The following is a 20,731-nucleotide window of genomic DNA, read 5'->3' as shown; positions in this document are numbered from 1 at the left end:
CGGCGCCCGCCTGCTCAGCGGACCGTCACCCGGGTGGCGACCGCCGGCAGGATATGGTGTTCGCTCAAGGGTGCCAAGGGCAGGCCATGCGGCGGTTGCAGCGGCACCCAGGCCAGCTCGGCGATCTCGGCGCGCGCCTGCGGCGCACCGTCCACCTGCACCCACCAGGCCTGTGCCTGCACGCGGTGGTCGGGCTCGTTTACCGCCCAGTCCTCGAACGTGCCCAGCGCGATGGCGGCATCGGCGCACAGCTGTACCCCCAGTTCCTCGTCCAGCTCGCGGGCCAGCGCCTGCAGGGGCGCTTCGCCGGGTTCGGGCTTGCCACCTGGCTGGATGAAGCGGCGTGCACCGTGCTTGCGCACCACCAGCGCCTGGCCGCGGTCATCCAGGATGACCGCAGCCACGATCCGGATCGTGGCTGCGGCGTTGCTCACTTCAGGTTCTGCTCGAACAGCTTGAGGATGCGCTTGTACTGGTCCAGCCAGGAATCGGCGCGGACGTAGCCGTGGCGCTCCAGCGGATATGGTGCGATCGACCAGTTGTCCTTGTGCAGTTCGATCAGGCGCTGGGTCAGGTTCACCGAATCCTGGAAGAACACGTTGTCATCCATCATGCCGTGGGCGATCAGCAGGTTGTCCTGCAGGTTCTGTGCATACTCGATCGGCGAGGAAACGCGGTACGCCTCCGGGTCGATGTCCGGGGTGTTGAGGATGTTGCTGGTGTAGCCGTGGTTGTAGTTGTGCCAGTCCACCACCGGGCGCAGCGCGGCGCCGGCCTTGAAGGTGCCCGGCGAGCGGAACAGCGCCATGAAGGTCATGAAACCGCCGTAGGAACCACCGTAGATGCCGGCGTGGTCGCGGTCACCCTGCTGGGTGTCGACCAGCCAGTCCAGGCCGTCCTTGTAGTCTTCCAGTTCCGGGTGGCCCATGTTGCGGTAGATCGCCGTGCGCCAGTCGCGGCCGTAGCCCTCGCTGCCGCGGTAATCCATGTCCAGCACGATGTAGCCCTTCTGCACCAGCAGGTTGTGGAACATCTGCTCGCGGAAGTAGGCCGGGTAGCGCTGGTGCACGTTCTGCAGGTAGCCGGCGCCGTGCACGAACATCACGATCGGGTACTTCTTCCCCGGTTCCTTGTTTTCCGGTTCGTAGTACTTGGCCCAGACCACGCCAGCACCATGCTTGGACGGCACTGCCACCAGCTTCGGCTGGATCCACTGGCGCGCCTTGTAGTCGGCGGTGCGGGTGTCGGTCAGCACGCGTGCCTGGCCACCGGCACTGGGCAGCACGGCCAGCTGCGGCGGCAGGTAGGCGCCGGAGTAGCGCACCAGCAGCTGCTGGCCGTCCGGCGACAGCGAGAAATCCTCCACGCCGTTGAGGCTGGTCAGCTCGCGCACCTGGCGGCTGCCGGTGTCGACCGCGCAGACTTCGTAGTCATGCGGCGCCTGCTGGTTGCACAGGAAGTAGAAGCCCTTGCCATCGGCCGACGGCACCGGCGCCGAGGTTTCCCACTTGCCGCTGGTCAGCGCCTGCGGCTTGGCCGTGCCGGCCTGGGTATACAGGTGCGAGAAGCCCGATTCCTCCGACAGCAGCCACAGCGTGCGGCCATCGGCCATCCAGCCGAAATCGTTGAAGCCCCAGTTGATCCAGGCGTTGTCGGTCAGGCGGTGGCGGTTCTGCACACGGCCGTCGGCAGCGTTGACGCTGATGATCCAGCGGTCCTTGTTGTCGTTGGCACGCAGCATCACCGCGGCCTGCTGGCCATCGGCGCTCCAGCGGATGCCGCCGCCCATGAAGTCGCTCATCACCTGCACGCTGCGCTCACCTTTCAGCGCGTCCTTGCCGGCCTTGCGGCGCAGTTCGGCCAGCGGGTCGGTGCTGATGCCCGGCAGGCTGGCCAGCGAGAGCTTTTCGGCCTTGCCGGTGCGCACGTCCACGTACCACAGCGTGTGCGGCTCGAAGCCGTTGCGGCCGACGCGGGTGCGGGTGTCCTCGGTTTCCTCGTAGCCCGATTCGGTCACGTACAGCGGCATCTTGCTGGTGCGGCCGTCGTCGAAGTCCTTCGGCTTGGTCACCACGATCAGGTGGGTGAGGTCCGGCGACAGCACGCTGTCGGCGATCTCCACGTCGGCGCCCAGGTACACCGGGCCCGGCGCACGCGTCGGGTCGGCCTGGCGCCAGCGCTGGTCCTGGTCCTTCAGTGCTTCGCGCTGGTCACGGTCGCGGCGCAGGGTTTCCAGCGTGCGCAGCTGCTGGTCGCGCAGCACGTCGGCCTTCGGCGGCGTGCGCGGGTCCTTCTCGGCCTTCAGGCTGGCCACCTGCTGCACGCCGCTGGCGGCGGTCCAGTGGAACCAGTTCTGGCCGACGCGCCAGATCACGCCATTGTCGGCGGCGAAGTTCACGTTGCCCGCGCGCTCGTTGCTGCGGGTCAGCTGGGTCAGCGCGCCGCTGCGCAGGTCACGCACGAACACGTCGCCATTGCGGACGAAGGCACTGCGGCTGCGGCTGCGGTCATAGACCGGCTCGGCCACGTCCAGGGTGCCGCGCTGGTCATCGGCCACCTGCGCGGCCACGCCACCAGCCACCGGCTGGCGGAAGGTGTCGCGTACCGGGCTGCCGCTGCGCTTGAGCTGGTACTCCACCTGCTGGCTGTTCCACGACCACCAGGCCTTCTCGACCGGCGGACCGATCCAGTCCGGGTCGGCCATCGCCTGTTCAATGGTGATCGGCGTCGGCGCGGCGTGCGCGGCCGGTGCGGCCAGCACGGCCGACAGCAGGAGGGACAGGGGCAGCACTCGGGACATGGGCGGACGGCACCAGAAGAGGAAACCGGCCAAGGGTAGCAGCCGTCCGGGCCGGGGGCAGGGGCCACAGGTCATGGCAGCGGGATTGGCAAAGTGGCGCAACCGGTTGCCGTGGTCGCGCATCCATTCTTCTGAACCCGCATCATCCACCGAACAGGAGCCCGACCATGCAGGAGTTGATCCCGATCACCCTCTTCATCTGCATCGCCTACGCGATCCACGCCATTGCCGATGCCCGCGCCCGCAGCAAGCTGGTGGCCCCGCACGTGCCCGAGGAAGTGATCCGCTCGCTGGCCGTGCTGGAAGAAGAGCGCCGCCGCCAGGGCGCGCTGCGCTGGGGCATCAGCTTGGTCAGCTTGGCCGTGGCGATGGGCCTGCTGGAGGCGATCGGTGCACGCGAACTGACCTTCGGCGCCGCCGCTGCGATGGTCGGCAGCGCCGGCCTTGGCCAGCTGCTGGCCTGGCACTTCACCCGCCCTGCCGCGCGCAAGGGCTGAGCCGGCCCATGCCATGGGCACAGGGGGCGCCCCATAGATGAGCCTGCTCGGCGAAGCATTGTCGGCACTGCGGGGCCATCGCCGCCACGATACGGCGGCGACGGCGGCACCCATCGAACCGCTGGATGCGGACCAAGCCTTGGTGCGGGCCATCATCGACGGCTCGCAGTCGGCCTTCGCGCAGCTGGTGGAGACCCACCAGCGCACCTGCGCGCATGTGATCGGACGCATGGTGGGCGACCGCGACCAGGTGGCTGACCTGCTGCAGGAAACCTTCCTGGCCGCGTTCCGCCAGCTGCACCGGTTCCGCTTTGAATCCTCTTTGCGCACCTGGGTTTCACGGGTGGCTTACACCACGGCGTTGCAGCACCTGCGCCGGCGACGGCTGGAGGCGCAATGGATGGTGGCGGTGGAAGTACCCGAGGAACTGGGTATTGGCGATGAAGGGCCGGGGCCGGCTGAACTGAGCGAGGCGCTGCAGGCTGGTCGCCATCTTGGCGAGGCGCTGGAACGGCTGAGTGCACCGCAGCGGCTGATCGTCGGCCTGCATTACCTGGAGGATTTCGATCTGGCCGAGATCGAGCAGGTGACTGGGCTGGCACGCGGTACCATCAAGAGTCACCTGCACCGCGCGCGCCAGGTCCTGAGGCAGGAACTGACGCGGCATGCCGCCGCCGGAGAACTGCTGTGAACCCACCGACCGACCCTCGCGATGCGGAAAAGCGCGCGCTGGCGCAGGCGTTGCGTGAGCAGGCGCAGCAGGAACAGACACCGAATGTGAGCGAGGCGCTGCAGAAGCGCATTGCCGCTGAGTCGCGCGGCAGTGGCGTGGGCTATGTGGTGGTGCAGGTGCTGTTGTTTGGCGCGCTGTTGGCTGCAGCGGCCTGGTACTTCTGGGGCTAGAAGAACATTGACGCCCGCAACTGCTTTGGGACGTTTCTTCCTCCAACTTCCGATCAGATATCCAAGCGTCGGGCGTTGTCTCCGCGTCGGCAGTTGGCCTTTCCCGTCAGACTCCGTCACGTCGGCCTCGTCATCAGTGGCAGTCGCTCTATCCAGGGTCCGCGAGCTACGTGTGTTTCCTGAGGAAAGTTGCAAACTCCATGCCTCCGCTTGAGTCGGAGTTTCACAATCAGAGACTCTCAACCATCAGCTTCCACGGGTATGGAGTGAGAATCACATGGACAGGTGCGCCAGTAATCCAACGCCGGATGCAGTTGGATGATGCTCTACTACATCCAGCTTTCGCTTGCCCGATTCAAGCAACGGATCGGCACTCATCTGGCAATCGCTCTCATGCTGGGTGCGGGGGTAGGGATCACCACCGTGATGCTCTCCATTGTTCTCCAGGCATCGTCGGATCCCACGCCAGGCCGGAGCTCCGCATTGTTCCGCCCGTACCTTGACGCGCGTCCAGATGCCCTGCGCAGTGGTTCCCCGGATCCGGGACAGGCACTGACCTGGCCAGATGCGAAGGCGCTTCTGGGCCAGGGGAGGTCGTGGAAGCAGGCCGCCATGGCGGGCGGGGCGGTGACGCTCTCCCGGCCGGGAGAGTCCAGCGCAAGGCTGCGTGCGAGGTTCGCTACGTCGGAAGTCTTCAGTGTGCTTGGCATTGCCGTTGTTCAAGGACGGGCATGGACCGCCGAGGAGGGGCATGCTGCGAGTCGAATCGTGGTGCTTTCGCGTGCGCTCGCCGCGCGTGAGTGTGCACAGGACTGTGTTGGTCATCGGTTGGAACTGGGCAGGCGCACCTATACCGTTGTGGGTGTCGCGGAGGACTGGCATCCGGTGCCGATGTTTCAGGGAGATCTCACACGCCGGCCGTTTGTGGAACCCGACGAGATCTACCTGCCGGTTGAGACCGCAATCGCAGACAGGCTGACTGTTGTGGACGGGACGGCGATTTGGGGAGGTGACCAGGACACGGACCCTGCAGGAGCCAACGTGTCATGGCTTCAATTGTGGGCGTGGCTGCCCACCGCGGATGATGTCGCCGCCTACCGGGCGAATCTGAATGCCTATGCACAGGCAAAGGACCTTCGGATCGAACCAGGCACCCAGCAGGTGGCACTCTGGCCGTTGATGGAGTGGCTGGACAGGGTGGGATTGGTTCCAGAGCGGGCCAGGATGCAGCTTCGGCTGTCACTGATCCTTCTCGGTGTGTGCATCGTCAACGCGGCGGCGCTGCTCAGCTTCAGTCTGGGGCGCCGTCGGCGGGAGCTCGCGATACGACGTGCACTGGGCGCGCGACGCCGGGACGTGTTCATCCAGCTCATGTGGGAATCCATCGCGGCGGCAGCCGCAAGCAGTGCGCTCGCTGTCGTCACCTATATGCTGGGAATCCGGGTGGTTGCTGCGGGAGACGTTCTGCCCAGCGCGATAACCGCGATGCATGCTGGGGCATTGCTGATGGCCGCTGGCCTGGGAGTCGTCACGACGTTGCTCTGTTCATTGGTCCCGTCGTTTGAAATCTGCAGGGTCAGCTCCCTGTCGAATGCCTTTGCGAAGGGGGCTGCCTGAAATGTTCGAATCGATGAGGGAGATCCGACGGCATTTGGGAAGCGCCGCACTGCTTGCAGTGCAGGCAGCGCTTGCAAGCCTGGCATGTGCGTTCGCACTGCAATCCGCGCTGGACAGCTTCGCCAGATTGAACACCGGGAGCATCCGGGAGGCAGCATCGATTGGTGTGGTCAGGGTATCCGATGTCGAAGAAGGCGCGGATGCAGCAGTGCAGCGGGCAGACCTGTCCGCGATCCGGCTGCCCGGTGTTCAGGACACGGTTGTGAGCGACTCTGTTCCGTTCGGAGGAAGAGCCCATCGATACGGCGTATGCACCAGTGAGTCGGCCATGGTGTATTCGATGAATGCGGGTACGACAGACGTTGCCGGATGTGATCGCATTCCCGTGGTAACTGCAAGCTCTGGTCTGCTGGCGATGCTGGGCGCGGGAATCGTCCTGGGGCGGGACGCCACGGAGGACGACATGGTTGAAGGCACTCCGGTGGTGCTGATCAGTGAATCGCTGGCTGCCCGACTGTTCGGAACGGAGAGTGCTGTTGGCCGCCACCTGTATTTCGGCCCCGGCAGCAGCCGAGTCATCATGGGCGTATTTGCCTCTGTTGCTGGACCGGCACCAGGAGGTAATGAGCGGGACTCGCAGTGGGCGCTACTTCCGGGCCTCCCCATGGGCGCCAGTCGCTACTATCTGGCGAAGTGGAGGTCGGAGGTTGATCGTTCAACGCTTGATCGTACTGTCGATGCGCTGCAGCGGCCTTATCGGATCGTGACTCCGGCCGGTGTCGAGACCCTGGCGGGATATCGCGATGCCTACGTCAAAGCTGATCGCTTTGCTACGACCGTGCTCGCAGTCATGACGGCCGTTGTTCTCGGTGTGCTGATGGCCGGCGTTTCCGGAGTTGTAGGCGCGTGGCTTGACCGGCGCCGGTACTCCATCGGGGTTCGACGGACATTAGGTGCTCGCAGGTCCGTGATCTTCGCCGAAATCATGTTCGAGGTTTCACTGTTCACCACGCTGGGCGCCCTGCTCGGCGCGGTGTCGTTGCAGTGGGTAGGGGCGCCGCAGGACGGCATCACAGGTTCACCGTGGTTCTCGATATCGAGCGCTGTCGTGCTGGTGATGGCGGCCTGCTTGACTGCACTGGTACCCCGGGCCCTGCGAATCGCCAAGGAGCCGCCCTTGACCCTGCTGAAGCCCCTGTAGCCCATTCATCCTGTCACCCGGCTTCACCTGCGACAAAGTGAAGCAGCGCGTCACCCGGTCGCATCCCGTCTTAACGAAATCCTCCTAAAGTGGTCCGGTATCCCACCGGTCACAGGCAGGAGGCGTCCCTTGGACGCGTTGTTGTTGTCCCGGATCCAGTTCGGATTCGTCATCAGTTTCCATGTGCTGTTCCCCGCCTTCACCATTGGCACGGCCAGCTGGCTGGCCTTCATCGAATGGCGCTGGCTGCGCACGAAGTTGCCCGTGTGGCGCGAGCTGTATTTCTTCTGGCAGAAGATCTTCGCGGTGTCGTTCGGCATGGGCGTGGTCAGCGGCATCGTCATGGCCTTCCAGTTCGGAACCAACTGGCCACGGCTGAGCGAGGTGGCCGGCACGGTCATCGGCCCGCTGCTGACCTACGAAGTGCTGACCGCGTTCTTCCTGGAAGCCAGCTTCCTCGGCGTGATGATGTTCGGCTGGGGCCGGGTTTCGCCGCGCCTGCATTTCCTGTCCACCTGCATGGTGGCGCTGGGCACGCTGTTCTCCACGTTCTGGATCCTGTCGTCCAACAGCTGGCTGCATACGCCGGCCGGCTACGAGATGGTCAACGGCATCGTGCATCCGGTGGACTGGTGGCAGGTGGTGTTCAACCCCTCGTTCCCCTATCGCCTGGCGCACATGGCGCTGGGTTCGTTCATCACCACCTGTTTCGTGATCGGTGGTGTCGGTGCGTGGTACCTGCGCAAGGGCACGCATGTGGAAGCGGGCCGGCGCATGCTGGTGGCAGCGGTGGCGTTCGCGGCTCTGACCGTGCCGGTGCAGATCTTCGTCGGCGACATGCATGGCCTGAACACGCTCAAGCATCAGCCGATGAAGATCGCGGCGATGGAAGCGCACTGGCATGAAACCAAGGAGGGCGAGGGCGTACCGCTGGTGGTGTTCGCGCTGCCGAACGAGAAGGAAGAGCGCAACGATTTCGAAGTTGCCATCCCGAAGCTGGGCAGCGTGATCCTCACCCATAGCCTGGACGGCACCTTCGACCCGCTCACTTCGGTACCGTCCAGCGAGCGGCCGCCGGTGACGCCGGTGTTCTTCGCCTTCCGCATCATGGTCGGGCTGGGCACGCTGATGCTGCTGCTGGCCTGGGTGTCGGCGTTCCAGTTGTGGCGCAGGAAGCTGCTGGATTCGCCGTGGCTGCTGCGCGGCTGGAACTGGATGCTGCCCAGCGGCTTCATCGCGCTGCTGTCCGGGTGGTTCGTCACCGAGATGGGGCGCCAGCCGTGGGTGGTGTATGGCGTGCTGCGCACCGCTGATGCGGTGGGCCCGCAGAGCGCGTGGATGACCGCGCTGTCGCTGGGCGTCTACGTGGTCGGCTACGCCTTCGTGTTCGGCTGGGGCATCTGGTACCTGGTGAAGATCCTGCGCCACGGACCGCGTCCGCACGATGATGGGCCATCGCTGGACCACGGCAGCCACACCCCGGCACGCCCGCTGTCGGCGGCCGACGAACCGCTGGAGGAGCGCTGACATGGACCTGATGACCTGGCTGCCGGTGGCGTGGTTTGCGGTGATCGGCTTCGGCGTGCTGATGTACGTGGTGCTGGATGGCTTCGTGCTCGGCATCGGCATTCTCGCCCCGTTTGCCGAGGACGAGGAGCAGCTGGACCTGATGATGAACACCGCCGCGCCGATCTGGGACGGCAACGAGACCTGGCTGGTACTGGGCGGCGCCGGGCTGCTGGCGGCGTTCCCGAAGGCCTATGCGGTGCTGTTGTCGGCGCTGTACCTGCCGGTGCTGTTGCTGGTGGTGGCGCTGGTGTTCCGCGGCGTGGCCTTCGAGTTCCGCTTCAAGGCGCATCGATCGCGCCGGCTGTGGAGCGTGGCGTTCGGCCTCGGTTCGCTGCTGGCGACCTTTGCCCAGGGCGTGATCCTCGGCACCCTGGTGCAGGGCATCCCGCTGGTGGACGGCGTCTACCAGGGCGGCGCATTCACCTGGTTCAGCCCGTTCGCGATGCTGACCGGTGCTGCGTTGGTGGCTGGCTATGCGTTGTTGGGCAGCACCTGGCTGATCCTGAAGACCGAAGGGCGCGTGCAGGCGCTGGCCCGGCAGATGACCCGGCCGCTGGTGGTGGCGGTGATCGCGGCGATGGGCCTGGTCAGCAGCTGGCTGCCGTTCCTCGATTCGCGGTTGATGGCGCGCTGGTTCAGCGACGGCAACTTCTGGTGGCTGTCGCCGGTGCCGCTGTTGACGCTGGCGGTGGCCGCCGCGCTGTGGCGCAGCGCGACCCATGCGCGCCACGACCTGCCGCCGTTCCTGCTCAGCCTGGCCCTGTTCGTGCTCGGCTTCCTCGGCCTGGTGCTGGGCATGTGGCCCTATCTGCTGCCGCCGTCGATGACCCTGTGGCAGGCCGCCGCGCCGGCCTCCTCGCTGGGCTTCAGCCTGGTCGGCCTGGTCATGCTGCTGCCGGTCATCCTCGGCTATACGGCGTGGTCGTACCGGGTGTTCCGCGGCAAAGTGCGCGCCGATAGCGGTTACCACTGATCGATTGAAGCGGGGCCCGCTGGTGCCGGGCCCCCTGTTGTGGAATGTGAAATCTGCACACCCCGGGCGGGACGTGCTAGCGTGCGCTCCTTTCCGGCAGCCAGGGGGGCAGCCGGCGACGTCCTGGACGGACGCACGGCTGCAGGAACGGGGGGCCGCCGCGCGTCGCCGTAATGGCTCGTGCCTATCGTTCTCCCGTTGAAGCACCTTCGCTAATGATCGAATTCTCCATCGTCGACTGGGCTGCCTGGGCGCCCGGCCTGAGCGAGCGTAGCCAGTGGCTGGGCTGGGCCGATGCGCCGTATCCGCCGGTTGGCGAAGACACGCCGCCGCTCGCCGAAATCCCGGCAATGCAGCGCCGTCGAATCGAGCGGCTGGGCCGGATGGCGATCCAGGCTGCCTGCTGGTGCGAGGACGGGCAGGGCGCTGACAGCCAGGTGCCGCTGGTGTTCGCCAGCCGCCACGGCGACGTGGCCCGTTCGATGGAGCTGCTGGGGGCGCTCGCCAGCGATCAGCCCCTGTCACCGACGGGGTTCGGCCTGTCGGTGCACAACGCGATCGCCGCGCTGTATTCGATCGCGCGCGGTCACCGCGGCAACTACCTGGCGCTGGCCGCCGGCCAGGCCACGGTCGAGACCGCCTGCCTGGAAGCGGCCGGTCTGCTCGCCGATGGCGCCCGCGAAGTGCGGGTGGTGGTCTATGAGTCGCCGCTTCCTGAAATTTACGCGACGTTTGCCGACGAACCTGACCCGTTCTTTGCATGGTGCTGGCGTTTGACCGCTCCGGCAGAGGGCCGGCCGACGCTGTCGCTGCAGTGGCAGCCGGCCGACGGCCAGGCCAGCACTGCGCCCGGCCTGCTGCCGCATGCGCTGGACCTGCACCGGTTCCTGTTGTCCGGCGCGCTGGCACTGGAACACGTGGCCCACGGCCAGCGCTGGTGCTGGAGCCGCCGTGGCTGAGCTGCTGCGCCGCCTCGACCATGCTTGGCGTGTGTTTGGCACCGGCCTCAGCTTCGTCGCGTTTGGCCTGGGCGGGCTGCTGCTCGGCGTTCTGGTGATGCCGGTACTGCTGCTGATGCGTGACCCGGTGGCGCGCCGCCGCCGCGCCCGGCGCGTGGTCCAGGTCGCGTTCGCCAGCCATCTGCGGCTGATGCGCGGGCTGGGGGTGATGACCTACGAGATCGAGGGCGGCGAACGCCTGCAGCGCGACGGCCTGCTGGTGCTGGCCAACCACCCGACCCTGATCGACGTGGTCTGCCTGATCTCGCTGCTTCCCAACGCCGACTGCGTGGTCAAGCGGGCGGTGGCCTGCAACCCGTTCATGCGCGGCCCGGTGCGGGCTGCCGGCTACATCTCCAATGACGATGGCGCCGGCCTGGTCGATGACTGTGTGGCCGCAGTGCGCGCTGGAGGCACCCTGGTCATCTTCCCGGAAGGCACCCGCAGCGTGCCGGGGCAGCCACTGCGGCTGCAGCGCGGGGCCGCCAACATCGCCGTACGGGGCCGCATCGACGTCACCCCGGTGCGGATCACCTGCAGCCCGCCAACGCTGACCAAGGGGCAGAAGTGGTATCGTGTACCCCTCACGTCGCTTTCACGTTCGGCTGCAGATCGGCGAAGATATCCCGATCGCGCCATTTCTGGCCGAAGACGACTCGCCAAGGGGGGATGCCTTGGCGGCCCGTCGCGTCACCGAGCACCTTTCTCGTTATTTCGACCTGTCTGGAGATCCGAACCGTGCAAGCACTTGAGCACGAGATCAAGGAATTGATCATTTCCTCCCTTTCGCTGGAGGACATCACGCCGGAGGACATCGATCCGACCGCGCCGCTGTTCGTCGAGGGCCTCGGCCTGGATTCGATCGACGCGCTGGAGCTGGGACTGGCGCTGCAGAAGAAGTACGGTGTCAGCCTCTCGGCCGATTCGGAAGAAACCCGTCGCCATTTCTCCAGCGTGCGCGCGCTCGGCGAGTTCGTCGCCGCCCGCCAGTCGTAACGGCGCCAGGAATTGCCATGACCAAGAATGAACTGTTCGAACGCATCGTCAGCATCCTGACCGACAGCTTCGAGATCGAAACGGCCCGGATCACCCCGGAAGCCCGCCTGTACGACGACCTGGACATCGACAGCATCGATGCGGTGGACCTGATCGTGCAGCTCAAGCCGCTGCTCGGCCGCAACCTGCAGCCGGAAGCGTTCAAGGCCGTGCGTACCGTGCAGGACATCGTCGATGTGGTGCACAGGCTGCTGCCGGACCAGGCAGCAGCCTGACCGCAGCGCCGACGGCTCCACCATGGCACGCGCACGCACGGTCGTGGTGGCTGCGATCTCGCTGGCCTATCCGGTACTGGTGTACTTGGCGATGGGTCGTTTCGAGCCACGCTGGCTGTCGCTGCTGCTGTTCACCCTGGCCCTGCTGCGCGCGCTGAGTTCGCGCCAGCCGCTGTGGTGGGCCGCAGCGGCGGGCACCGGCCTGCTGGCGGTACTGGCTACCGTGCTCAACCAGGCCCTGCCACTGAAGCTGTACCCGGCGCTGGTCAATGCGGTGATGCTGGCAGTGTTCGGCACCAGCCTGCGCTTCGGGCCACCGCTGGTGGAGCGCCTGGCGCGGCTGCAGGAGCCGGACCTGCCCCCGTTCGCGGTGGCCTATACCCGACGCGTCACCCAGGTGTGGTGCGGGTTTTTCGTTCTCAACGGCAGCCTGGCCCTGCTGACCGCGCTGTACGCGTCGGACCGGGCCTGGATGCTCTACAACGGATTGTTGGCGTACGTCATGATGGGCGTGTTGTTCGCAGGGGAGTGGCTGGTGCGGCGGCGGGTGAAGGCGGCGCACGCGCATGGCTGAGTGGATTGCCCTGGACCGGCTGCTGCTGGAGGCGCGGCCGCAGCGCAATGTTGGCGTCTGCGATGGCGAGGTGATCGACCACGCCCACTTCCGCCAGCGCGTGCTGGCCTGGCGCGCGGCCTTTGCGACGGCCGAAGGGCGTGACTGGGCCCTGTATTTCGATGATGCGGTGGCCTTTGCCGCGGCGTTGTTCGGTGCCTGGCATGCCGGCAAGCGGGTGTTCCTGGCCGCCGACAACCTGCCGGCCACGTTGCAGGCGCTGCAACCGCAGGTGAGCGGTTTCGCAGGCGACGTGTCGGCCGACTATCGCCCGCTGGCGGCGCTGGACGCCACGCTGGACGACGGGCTGCAGGCGCTGGACGAGCGCGCCTGCGAGCTGTGCGTGTTCACCTCCGGCAGTACCGGCCAGCCGAGCGCGATCGGCAAGCGCCTGGACCAGCTGGCGCGCGAGGTGGATGCGCTGCAGGCTGCGTTCGGCGCACAGATGGAGGGCGTGCAGGTGCATGGCACGGTATCCCACCAGCACATCTACGGCCTGCTGTTCCGCGTGCTGTGGCCGTTGGCCGCCGGCCGCCTGATCCATCCACGCCGGTTCTTCCATGAAGACCTGGTGGGTGCGCTGGCCGGTACCGACACGGTGCTGGTGGCGACGCCAGCCCACCTCAAGCGCCTGCCCGAGCAGCTGGACTGGGCCAGCCTGCATGGCCGCCTGCGCGCGGTGTTCTCCTCCGGCGGCCCGCTGCCGGAAGAAGCCGCACGCCAGGTGCGGCAGTGGCTGGGAGTGGCGCCGACCGAGGTTTACGGCAGCAGCGAAACCGGTGGCATCGCCTGGCGCCGCTGGGACACCGACCTGCCACCGTGGCAACCGTTGCCGGGCGTGCAGTGGCGCATCGAGGATGGCTGCCTGGCCGTCGCCTCGGCGCATCTGGAGACCCTCGACTGGTGGCGTACCCAGGACCGCGTGGAAGCGTTGGCCGATGGCCGGTTCCGCCTGCTGGGCCGGGCCGATCGCATCGTCAAGATCGAAGAACGCCGCGTCTCGCTGGATGCACTGGAGCGCGCGCTGCGCGAAGACGCCGAAGTGGACGACGCGCGCGTGCTGGTCCTGCCCGGCCAGCGCGAGCAGCTGGCGGCCGTGGTGGTACCGGCTGACCGGGCGCTGCTGGCGGGTGGTGACACCGCGCGCCGCGCCCTGGGCCAGCGCCTTGGCGCGCGCCTGGCGCACGCGCATGACGCAGTGACCCGGCCGCGCCGTTGGCGCCTGGTGCAGGCGCTGCCGATCAATGCGCAGGGCAAGGTCACCCAGGCGGCGCTGGCAGCGCTGTTCCAGCCACTGATGCCGGTGCCGGTCTGGGACCGCCGCGACGCCGCCAGCGCCACCCTGCGCATGACCCTGGACCCGACGCTGCGGCCGTTCCAGGGCCACTTCCCCCAGGCAGCGATCCTGCCCGGCGTGGCGCAGCTGGATTGGGCGGTGCGTTTCGGCCGCCAGGTGTTCGCAATGCCGGCAGCGTTTCTGCGCATGGATGCGGTGAAGTTCCAGCATGTGGCCCGCCCCGGCGATGAGCTGACCCTGCAGCTGGACTGGGATGCCGCACGCAGCGCGCTGGCCTTCCGTTACACCTCCAGCCATGGTGTGCATGCCAGCGGCAAAGTGGTCTTCGCCGATGCGGACTGATCCGGCCGTTGCCGGTGCCGCATTCGCGCCACTGGTGGTGATTCCCGTCTACGACCACGAGCACGCCATCGCGGCGGTGCTCGACGGCGTGCAGGCCGCGGGACTGCCCTGCCTGCTGGTCGACGATGGTTCGCACGATGGGTGCGCGGCGGTGCTGCGCGCGCTGGCACAGCGCCAGGGCGTCGACCTGCTGCGCCTGGACATCAACCAGGGCAAGGGCGGGGCGATGCTGGCCGGTTTTGCCGAGGCCGGCGCGCGTGGCTACAGCCACGTGCTGCAGATCGATGCCGACGGCCAGCACGATACCGCTGACCTGCCACGCTTCATCGAAGCCGCGCGCGCCCATCCCGAGGCGGTGATCTGCGGCATTCCGGCTTACGACGCCAGTGTTCCCAAGGCGCGCCTGTATGGCCGCTACGCCACCCACATCTGGGTCTGGATCAACACGCTGTCGCTGCACCTGCGCGACACCATGTGCGGCTTCCGCGTGTATCCGCTGCCGCCGGTGCTGCGCCTGATCGGTGAAGAGACCATCGGCCGGCGCATGGATTTCGATACCGAAATAATGGTGCGCCTGTACTGGCGCCGGCTGCCGGTCGAGCACCTAGCCACGCGGGTGACCTATCCGTCCGATGGCGTGTCGCACTTCGATGTGTGGCGCGACAACGTGCGCATCAGCCGCATGCATACCCGTCTGTTCTTCGGCATGCTCTGGCGCGCGCCGCGCCTGCTGTGGCGCCGCCTGCGGGGGCAGCGCTGAGATGACGGCCGCGCAGGGCGCCCCACACTGGGCCGACATCGGCGAATCCACCTCGGTGGCCGGCGTGCTGTTCCTGTGCTGGGTGCACCGCTGGTTCGGGCGCTGGCCGTTCCGCCTGTGCGTGTGGCCGGTGGTGGCCTGCCATTGGCTGGGCAACCGTGTGGGGCGACAGGCCTCGATGCAGTACCTGCAGCGGCTGCAGGCGCACAGCGGCGTGCTCGGCCACGCGCCGAAATGGCGTGACAGCCTGCGCCACTTCTTTACCTTCGCCGACACGATGCTGGACAAGATCCTCGGCCTGGGCGGGCGCTACCCGGCCGAACGCATCCACCTGCACCGCGACCTGGTGCTGCAGAAGATCGCGCGCCGCGAGGGCGGGCTGATCCTCACCGCGCACATCGGCTGCCTGGAGCTGTGCCAGGTGCTGGCCGAGCAGGTGCCGGGATTCCGCATCACCGTGCTGGTGCATACCGCACACGCGCAGCGCTTCAACCGTCTGCTGCAGCGGCTGGACCCGCTGGCGGCGGTGGAACTGGTGCAGGTGACCGAAATGGGGCCGGCCACGGCGGTGATGCTGGCCGAGCGCGTTGCGGCGGGGGGCTTCGTTGCCATCGTCGGCGACCGCACGCCGGTACAGGGTGGCCGCAGCGTCACCGCCGATTTCCTGGGCCACCGCGCGCCGTTCCCGATCGGCGCCTATGTGCTCGCCGCCGCGCTGGGCTGCCCGGTCTACACCATGGCCTGCCTGCACCAGGGCGACGGCTATCGGGTGGCATTCGAACAGTTCGCCGAACGCATCGTGCTGCCGCGTGGCTCGCGCGACGCCGCGCTGGCCGAACAGGCACAGCGCTTCGCGCGCTGGCTGGAACTGCAGGTCATCCAGTCCCCGTTGGACTGGTTCAATTTCTTCCCCTTCTGGGATCAGGCTCCGCATGACGACTGACGCCGTACCCGTGTGCCGCTTTGGCGATGCACCGTTGACCATCGAAGACGTGGTTGCCCTGGCCCAGCGCCAGTGTGAGGCCGCACTGAGCGACGCGCCGGCATTCCGCGCGCACATCCAGCGCGGCGCCGACTTCCTCGACCGCCTGCTGCGCGAGGACGGCGTGATCTACGGTGTAACCACCGGCTATGGCGACTCGTGCACGGTGAACATCCCGCCGGCACTGGTGGCTGAACTGCCGCACCACCTGTACACCTACCACGGCTGCGGCCTGGGCCGTTACCTGGACCCGGTCGAGACCCGCGCGGTGCTGGCTGCGCGCCTGGCGTCGCTGGTGCGCGGCATGTCCGGCGTCAGCGTGCCGCTGCTGGAAGGCCTGGCCACGCTGCTGCAGTACGACGTGCTGCCGATGATTCCGGCCGAAGGCTCGGTCGGTGCCAGTGGCGACCTGACCCCGCTGTCGTACGTGGCGGCAGTGCTGTGCGGCGAACGCGAGGTGCTGCACGACGGCCGCGTGCAGCCGGCGGCCCAAGTGCTGGCGAAGATCGGCATGACCCCGCTGAAGCTGCGGCCGAAGGAAGGCCTGGCGATCATGAACGGCACAGCGGTGATGACCGGCCTGGCCTGCCTGGCCTGGCAGCGCGCCGATTACCTGGCCCGCATGGCCACGCGCCTGACCGCGTTCAACGTGCTGGCCAGCGACGGCAACGCGCACCACTTCGACGAAACCCTGTTCGCGGCCAAGCCGCACCCGGGCCAGGGCCGCATCGCCGCGCGCCTGCGCAGCGACCTGCACAGTGAACGCCCGCCGCGCAATGAACAGCGCCTGCAGGACCGCTATTCGCTGCGCTGCGCGCCGCATGTGATCGGCGTGCTGGAAGACAGCCTGCCGTTCCTGCGCCAGCTGATCGAAACCGAACTGAACAGTGCCAACGACAACCCGCTGATCGACGCCGACGGCGAGCGCATCCTGCATGGCGGCCACTTCTACGGCGGCCACATCGCGTTGGCGATGGACACCCTGAAGAACACCGTGGCCAATGTTGCCGATCTGCTCGACCGGCAGCTGGCGCTGGTGGTCGATGCCCGCTACAACCATGGCCTGCCGGCCAACCTGTCGGCGGCCACCGGCCCGCGCGCGGCCATCAACCATGGCCTGAAGGCGCTGCAGATCAGCGTTTCGGCCTGGACCGCCGAAGCGCTGAAGCAGACCATGCCGGCCAGCGTGTTCTCGCGCTCCACCGAGTGCCACAACCAGGACAAGGTCAGCATGGGCACCATTGCCGCGCGCGACTGCCTGCGCGTGATCGAGCTGACCGAGCAGGTGGTGGCCGCGATGCTGATCGCTGCCCGCCAGGGCCTGGCGCTGCGCGAACGGGTTGGCCTGAATGCGCAGCTGCATGGCAGTCTGGCCGACATGTACGCCGACCTGGGGCAGCGCATCGCCCTGGTCGAAGAAGACCGCGCGCTGGATCGCGAACTGCGGGAACTGCTGGTGGAGATCCGCGCGCAACGTTGGGAGCTGTACGCCGGTGAATGAGGCCATCGAACGGGTTGGCGAAATCGCGTTGACCCCTGCCTTCCATGACTGCGATCCGATGAACGTGGTCTGGCATGGCAACTACTTCAAGTACTTCGAGATCGCGCGCTGCGCGCTGCTCGGGCGCTACAACTACGACTATCCGCAGATGCTCGAATCGGGCTACCTGTGGCCGGTGGTCGATGCGCGGGTGAAGTACGTGCGGCCGCTGCTGTTCAACCAGGCCCTGCGCGTGGTCGCGCGCATCGTGGAATGGGAGAACCGGCTGAAGATTGATTATGAAATCCTCGATGCGGAAAGCGGCCAGGTGCTGACCCGCGCGATGACCATCCAGGTCGCGGTGGACGCGGCCAGCAAGGAAATGCTGTACCAGTGCCCGCCGGTACTGTGGGAACGCCTGGGAGTGCCTGCACCGTGAACACCCTTGTCCGTCTTTCCAGCGCGCTGCTGTGCGCGCTGATCTTCGTTGCCGCACCGCAGGTGCAGGCGGCCGACCCCGCCATTGATGCGATCACCGAGGCGGTGGCGCGGCCGGACGTGCTGCGTGGCCAGTTCAGCCAGGAAAAGCAGGTCAGCGGCTTCAGGAACCCGCTGCGCTCGCAGGGCCAGTTCGTGGTCGCGCGCCAGCATGGCGTGATCTGGACCACGCTCAAGCCGTTCCCCTCCGAAGTGGTGGTCACCGCCGACCGCATCCTCAGCCGCCAGCGCGATGGCAGCACCCGTGTCGAGCTCGATGCACGGCAGCAGCCGGCGATGCGTTCGGTGAACGCGATCATGTTCGCGCTGATGAGTGGCGACGTGCAGGCGCTGTCCGGCCAGTTCAACGTGGCGGCCAGCCGTGAAGGGCAGGGCTGGCGGCTGCGGCTGACGCCGAAGTCGGCGATGCTGGCCAAGGCCTTCCAGTCGCTGACCCTGCAGGGCGACCGCTACGTGCGCCAGGTCGAGATCGTCGAGGCCAACAAGGACCGCACGCAGATCCAGTTCAGCGCGTTGAGCGAGGCCCCGGCTACGCTCAACGCCGACGAGGCCCGCCGTTTTGAGTGAGGCCGTGGCATCGAACGCACCGGACCGCCTGCGGCGCTGGTGGCACTGGCTGGGCATCGCCTGGCTGGTGTTGCTGCTGGCGCTGGGCGCACAGCAGTGGCAGCTGTGGAGCCAGCAATCGCGGATCGACACCGACATCCTCGCCCTGCTGCCGCAGGATGCACATGACCGCCTGTTGAGCGATGTCACCCGGCGCATCGCCGATGGCAGTTCGCGGCAGGTGGTGGTACTGCTCGGCAGCCAGGACGGTGCCGCCGCCAAGCGCGCGCAGTCCGCGTTCGCTGCGGCCATGGCCAAGGACGCCGATCACGCGTTGCTGGTGCCCAGTGGTTCCATCGAGGGCTGGTTCGATGAGGCGCGCGCGTTCTATGCGCCGTACCGTGACCGGCTGCTGACGCCGGCCCAGCGCGAGCAGTTGAAGGGCAGCGAGCCGGGGGCGCTGGCGGAGCAGGCGTTGGCTGCGCTGTACGGTCCGATGGGCGCCCCACGCCTGACCGATTGGCGCCAGGACCCGCTGTCGCTGTGGCCGCAATGGTGGCAGCAGCAGGCGCAGGGCTCGGGGTTGCGGCTGGGCGATGACGGCCTGCTCGAAGCCGAGGGCAGGCATTGGGCCGTGCTGCAGTTCGATACACCTGGTTCGGCATTCCAGCTTGACGGCGAACGCCATCTCGATGGCCTGCTGGAACGCGCCGGAAAGGCGGCCAAGGCCGTAGCACCGGAGCTGGAGATCCTGCACGCCGGCGTGCCGCTGCATGCGGAGGCAGCCGCAGTGCAGGCCAACCGTGAGATCAACACGATCGGCTGGGGCTCGCTGGCCGCGGTGCTGCTGCTGGTGTGGCTGGCGTTCCGTTCGCTGCGCCCGATCCTGCTGGTCGCCGCGTCATTGCTGATCGGCTGCGGCGTGGCACTGGCGGTGACCGTGCTGGTGTTTGGCAAGGTGCACGTGCTGACCCTGGTGTTCGGTGCATCGCTGGTGGGTGTGGCCGAGGATTACGGCATCCACTGGTTCGCCTCGCGCCAGGCCGAGCCGGCCGATCGTCGCTGGAAGCTGCTGCGGCACCTGCTGCCCGGCCTGTGGCTGGCCCTGCTGACCAGCGCGCTGGCCTACCTGGCACTGGGCCTGGCCCCGTTCCCGGGCCTGCGCCAGATGGCGCTGTTCTCGGTGGTCGGCCTGGCGGCTGCTTTCCTCACGGTAATCTTCTGGTTCCCGTGGCTCGATGGCGGCGAGATCCGCCAGACCCGGTTCTCGCAGTGGCTGGGCAATACGCTGGAACGTTTCCCGCGCCTGCATGGCCGTCGCGCGGTGACGATGTTCGTGGTGATCACGCTGGCACTGTCTGCAATCGGCATCGCACGCCTTCACAGCAACGACGACCTGCGCAGCCTGCAGTCATCACCGCCAGCGTTGATGGCGCAGCAGATCCGCCTGAGCCAGCTGCTGGGCATGCCCAGCCCGGCGCAGTTCTATCTGGTGCAGGGCGCGGATGCTGCGCAGCTGCTGCAGCGCGAGGAAGCACTGACCGAGCGCCTGCGTGTACTGGCCAACGACAAGCGCATCGGCGGTTACCGCGCGATCAGCGATTGGCTGCCGTCGCCGGCACGCCAGCAGGCCGATGCCGCGCTGACCGCGAAGGTGGAACCTGGCGTGCTGTCGGCCGTGTCCGAGGCGGTGGGAGAGCCGCTGCAGCGTCCGCAGTTCGCCGCAGCGCCGCTCACCGCCGAAGCCTTCCTGGCCTCGCCGGCCTCGCAGCCGTTCAGCCACCTGTGGGTGGGTGAAGTCGGTGGGCAGATGATCAGCGTGGTGATGGTCGACGACCTGTCGCGCGCCGATGCCCTGGCCACGCTGGAAGGTGCCGCCGAGGGCCTGCCCGGCGTGCGCTGGGTGGATCGCACCGCCGACTTCTCGCAGCTGCTGGGCCACTACCGCAAGCTGATGGGCGGGCTGCTGCTGGTCGGCATCGTACTGGTGTTCGGCGCGCTGTGGCTGCGCTACCGCCGCCAGGCCTGGCGCGTGTTTGCCCCGACCCTGATTGCCGGCGCATTGACCCTGGGCCTGCTTGGCCTGTTCGGCCAGCCGCTGCAGCTGTTCAACGTGCTGGCACTGATGCTGCTGCTGGGCATGGGCATCGACTACGGCATTTTCCTGATCGAGCACCGCGGCGATGCCAGCGCTTGGCTGGCGGTGTGCGTGGGCGCGGCCAGCACTTGGCTGTCGTTCGGCCTGCTGGGCCTGTCGCAGACCCCGGCGTTGCGCGCGTTCGGCCTGACCCTGCTGTTCGGCATCGGCCTGGTCTGGCTGATCTCGCCGCTGTTCCGTCCGCCGCCGCACGATCTGCCGCCGGCCTGAGCCTGTTTTCCGACTT

The 20,731-nt window shown here is 67.4% G+C and carries 20 protein-coding genes and 1 pseudogene; 19 read left to right on the top strand and 2 right to left on the bottom strand.

Going from position 1 to position 20,731, the window contains the following annotated elements:
* Positions 1–14 precede the first annotated feature (14 nt).
* Positions 15–434 (bottom strand): NUDIX domain-containing protein, encoded by a 420-nt coding sequence (locus ROV95_RS02485; protein WP_233653548.1) that lies wholly within the window; start codon positions 432–434, stop codon positions 15–17.
* Positions 431–2,800 (bottom strand): S9 family peptidase, encoded by a 2,370-nt coding sequence (locus ROV95_RS02480; protein ID WP_312542729.1) that lies wholly within the window; start codon positions 2,798–2,800, stop codon positions 431–433. Before ROV95_RS02480 ends, ROV95_RS02485 begins: the two co-directional genes overlap by 4 nt.
* A 167-nt stretch (positions 2,801–2,967) precedes the next feature.
* Here ROV95_RS02480 and ROV95_RS02475 point away from each other — a divergent pair, with 167 nt between their 5' ends.
* The 19 genes and pseudogenes from ROV95_RS02475 to ROV95_RS02385 all read left to right on the top strand — a co-directional run bounded on the left by ROV95_RS02475 (position 2,968) and on the right by ROV95_RS02385 (position 20,715).
* On the top strand, positions 2,968–3,297 hold the full coding sequence (locus tag ROV95_RS02475; RefSeq protein WP_010482336.1) for a hypothetical protein: 330 nt from the start codon (positions 2,968–2,970) through the stop codon (positions 3,295–3,297).
* Between the two features lie 37 nt (positions 3,298–3,334).
* The gene (locus tag ROV95_RS02470) at positions 3,335–3,988 is read left to right on the top strand and encodes a sigma-70 family RNA polymerase sigma factor (protein WP_312542726.1); all 654 of its coding nucleotides are present in this window, start codon (positions 3,335–3,337) and stop codon (positions 3,986–3,988) included.
* Positions 3,985–4,200, top strand: a complete 216-nt coding sequence (locus ROV95_RS02465) for a hypothetical protein (RefSeq protein ID WP_312542724.1) — start codon at positions 3,985–3,987, stop codon at positions 4,198–4,200. The genes ROV95_RS02470 and ROV95_RS02465 overlap by 4 nt, the downstream gene beginning before the upstream one ends.
* A 321-nt stretch (positions 4,201–4,521) precedes the next feature.
* Positions 4,522–5,817 (top strand): ABC transporter permease, encoded by a 1,296-nt coding sequence (locus ROV95_RS02460; RefSeq protein WP_312542722.1) that lies wholly within the window; start codon positions 4,522–4,524, stop codon positions 5,815–5,817.
* A 1-nt stretch (position 5,818) separates the two neighbouring features.
* On the top strand, positions 5,819–7,018 hold the full coding sequence (locus ROV95_RS02455) for an ABC transporter permease (protein WP_312542720.1): 1,200 nt from the start codon (positions 5,819–5,821) through the stop codon (positions 7,016–7,018).
* Between the two features lie 129 nt (positions 7,019–7,147).
* Positions 7,148–8,545 (top strand): cytochrome ubiquinol oxidase subunit I, encoded by a 1,398-nt coding sequence (locus ROV95_RS02450; RefSeq protein WP_312542718.1) that lies wholly within the window; start codon positions 7,148–7,150, stop codon positions 8,543–8,545.
* 1 nt (position 8,546) lies between these two features.
* On the top strand, positions 8,547–9,560 hold the full coding sequence (gene cydB / locus ROV95_RS02445) for a cytochrome d ubiquinol oxidase subunit II (protein WP_312542715.1): 1,014 nt from the start codon (positions 8,547–8,549) through the stop codon (positions 9,558–9,560).
* Positions 9,561–9,775: 215 nt separating this feature from the next.
* Positions 9,776–10,519, top strand: a complete 744-nt coding sequence (locus ROV95_RS02440) for a beta-ketoacyl synthase chain length factor (RefSeq protein WP_233653553.1) — start codon at positions 9,776–9,778, stop codon at positions 10,517–10,519.
* A pseudogene (locus ROV95_RS02435) lies at positions 10,512–11,310 on the top strand (lysophospholipid acyltransferase family protein). The gene ROV95_RS02440 and the pseudogene ROV95_RS02435 overlap by 8 nt, the downstream one beginning before the upstream one ends.
* Positions 11,297–11,554 (top strand): phosphopantetheine-binding protein, encoded by a 258-nt coding sequence (locus ROV95_RS02430; protein ID WP_005411610.1) that lies wholly within the window; start codon positions 11,297–11,299, stop codon positions 11,552–11,554. Before ROV95_RS02435 ends, ROV95_RS02430 begins: the two are co-directional and overlap by 14 nt.
* A 17-nt stretch (positions 11,555–11,571) precedes the next feature.
* Positions 11,572–11,829, top strand: a complete 258-nt coding sequence (locus ROV95_RS02425; protein ID WP_006402206.1) for an acyl carrier protein — start codon at positions 11,572–11,574, stop codon at positions 11,827–11,829.
* 22 nt (positions 11,830–11,851) lie between these two features.
* Positions 11,852–12,403, top strand: a complete 552-nt coding sequence (locus ROV95_RS02420) for a membrane protein (RefSeq protein ID WP_026347223.1) — start codon at positions 11,852–11,854, stop codon at positions 12,401–12,403.
* Complete coding sequence (locus tag ROV95_RS02415) at positions 12,396–14,081, top strand: AMP-binding protein (protein ID WP_312542708.1); 1,686 nt, start codon at positions 12,396–12,398, stop codon at positions 14,079–14,081. Before ROV95_RS02420 ends, ROV95_RS02415 begins: the two co-directional genes overlap by 8 nt.
* A complete protein-coding gene (locus ROV95_RS02410) occupies positions 14,071–14,841 on the top strand; it encodes a glycosyltransferase family 2 protein (RefSeq protein ID WP_058979160.1) in 771 nt (256 codons plus the stop codon). Before ROV95_RS02415 ends, ROV95_RS02410 begins: the two co-directional genes overlap by 11 nt.
* 1 nt (position 14,842) lies before the next feature.
* Positions 14,843–15,784, top strand: coding sequence for an acyltransferase (locus tag ROV95_RS02405; protein WP_312542704.1), 942 nt, complete (start codon positions 14,843–14,845; stop codon positions 15,782–15,784).
* A complete protein-coding gene (locus tag ROV95_RS02400) occupies positions 15,774–17,324 on the top strand; it encodes an aromatic amino acid ammonia-lyase (protein ID WP_312542701.1) in 1,551 nt (516 codons plus the stop codon). The genes ROV95_RS02405 and ROV95_RS02400 overlap by 11 nt, the downstream gene beginning before the upstream one ends.
* Positions 17,317–17,742, top strand: coding sequence for an acyl-CoA thioesterase (locus ROV95_RS02395; protein WP_312542698.1), 426 nt, complete (start codon positions 17,317–17,319; stop codon positions 17,740–17,742). The genes ROV95_RS02400 and ROV95_RS02395 overlap by 8 nt, the downstream gene beginning before the upstream one ends.
* Positions 17,739–18,368 (top strand): outer membrane lipoprotein carrier protein LolA, encoded by a 630-nt coding sequence (locus tag ROV95_RS02390; protein WP_312542695.1) that lies wholly within the window; start codon positions 17,739–17,741, stop codon positions 18,366–18,368. The genes ROV95_RS02395 and ROV95_RS02390 overlap by 4 nt, the downstream gene beginning before the upstream one ends.
* Positions 18,361–20,715, top strand: coding sequence for an MMPL family transporter (locus ROV95_RS02385; protein ID WP_155030332.1), 2,355 nt, complete (start codon positions 18,361–18,363; stop codon positions 20,713–20,715). Before ROV95_RS02390 ends, ROV95_RS02385 begins: the two co-directional genes overlap by 8 nt.
* Positions 20,716–20,731 lie beyond the last annotated feature (16 nt).

It is taken from the genome of Stenotrophomonas maltophilia group sp. msm1 (assembly GCF_032025805.1).
GTDB classification, from domain to species: domain Bacteria; phylum Pseudomonadota; class Gammaproteobacteria; order Xanthomonadales; family Xanthomonadaceae; genus Stenotrophomonas; species Stenotrophomonas hibiscicola.
Note: the sequence above shows the minus strand (reverse complement) of the source record. Positions and strands in the feature narration are given on the sequence as shown.

Excerpts from the sequence above, each read along its gene's own strand:
- ROV95_RS02460 (WP_312542722.1), top strand. The coding sequence starts at position 4,522 with ATGCTCTACTACATCCAGCTTTCGCTTGCCCGATTCAAGCAACGGATC.
- ROV95_RS02425 (WP_006402206.1), top strand. The coding sequence starts at position 11,572 with ATGACCAAGAATGAACTGTTCGAACGCATCGTCAGCATCCTGACCGAC.
- ROV95_RS02470 (WP_312542726.1), top strand. The coding sequence starts at position 3,335 with ATGAGCCTGCTCGGCGAAGCATTGTCGGCACTGCGGGGCCATCGCCGC.
- ROV95_RS02410 (WP_058979160.1), top strand. The coding sequence starts at position 14,071 with ATGCGGACTGATCCGGCCGTTGCCGGTGCCGCATTCGCGCCACTGGTG.
- ROV95_RS02480 (WP_312542729.1), bottom strand. The coding sequence starts at position 2,800 with ATGTCCCGAGTGCTGCCCCTGTCCCTCCTGCTGTCGGCCGTGCTGGCC.
- ROV95_RS02475 (WP_010482336.1), top strand. The coding sequence starts at position 2,968 with ATGCAGGAGTTGATCCCGATCACCCTCTTCATCTGCATCGCCTACGCG.
- ROV95_RS02440 (WP_233653553.1), top strand. The coding sequence starts at position 9,776 with ATGATCGAATTCTCCATCGTCGACTGGGCTGCCTGGGCGCCCGGCCTG.
- ROV95_RS02415 (WP_312542708.1), top strand. The coding sequence starts at position 12,396 with ATGGCTGAGTGGATTGCCCTGGACCGGCTGCTGCTGGAGGCGCGGCCG.
- ROV95_RS02420 (WP_026347223.1), top strand. The coding sequence starts at position 11,852 with ATGGCACGCGCACGCACGGTCGTGGTGGCTGCGATCTCGCTGGCCTAT.
- ROV95_RS02400 (WP_312542701.1), top strand. The coding sequence starts at position 15,774 with ATGACGACTGACGCCGTACCCGTGTGCCGCTTTGGCGATGCACCGTTG.
- cydB (WP_312542715.1), top strand. The coding sequence starts at position 8,547 with ATGGACCTGATGACCTGGCTGCCGGTGGCGTGGTTTGCGGTGATCGGC.
- ROV95_RS02405 (WP_312542704.1), top strand. The coding sequence starts at position 14,843 with ATGACGGCCGCGCAGGGCGCCCCACACTGGGCCGACATCGGCGAATCC.
- ROV95_RS02455 (WP_312542720.1), top strand. The coding sequence starts at position 5,819 with ATGTTCGAATCGATGAGGGAGATCCGACGGCATTTGGGAAGCGCCGCA.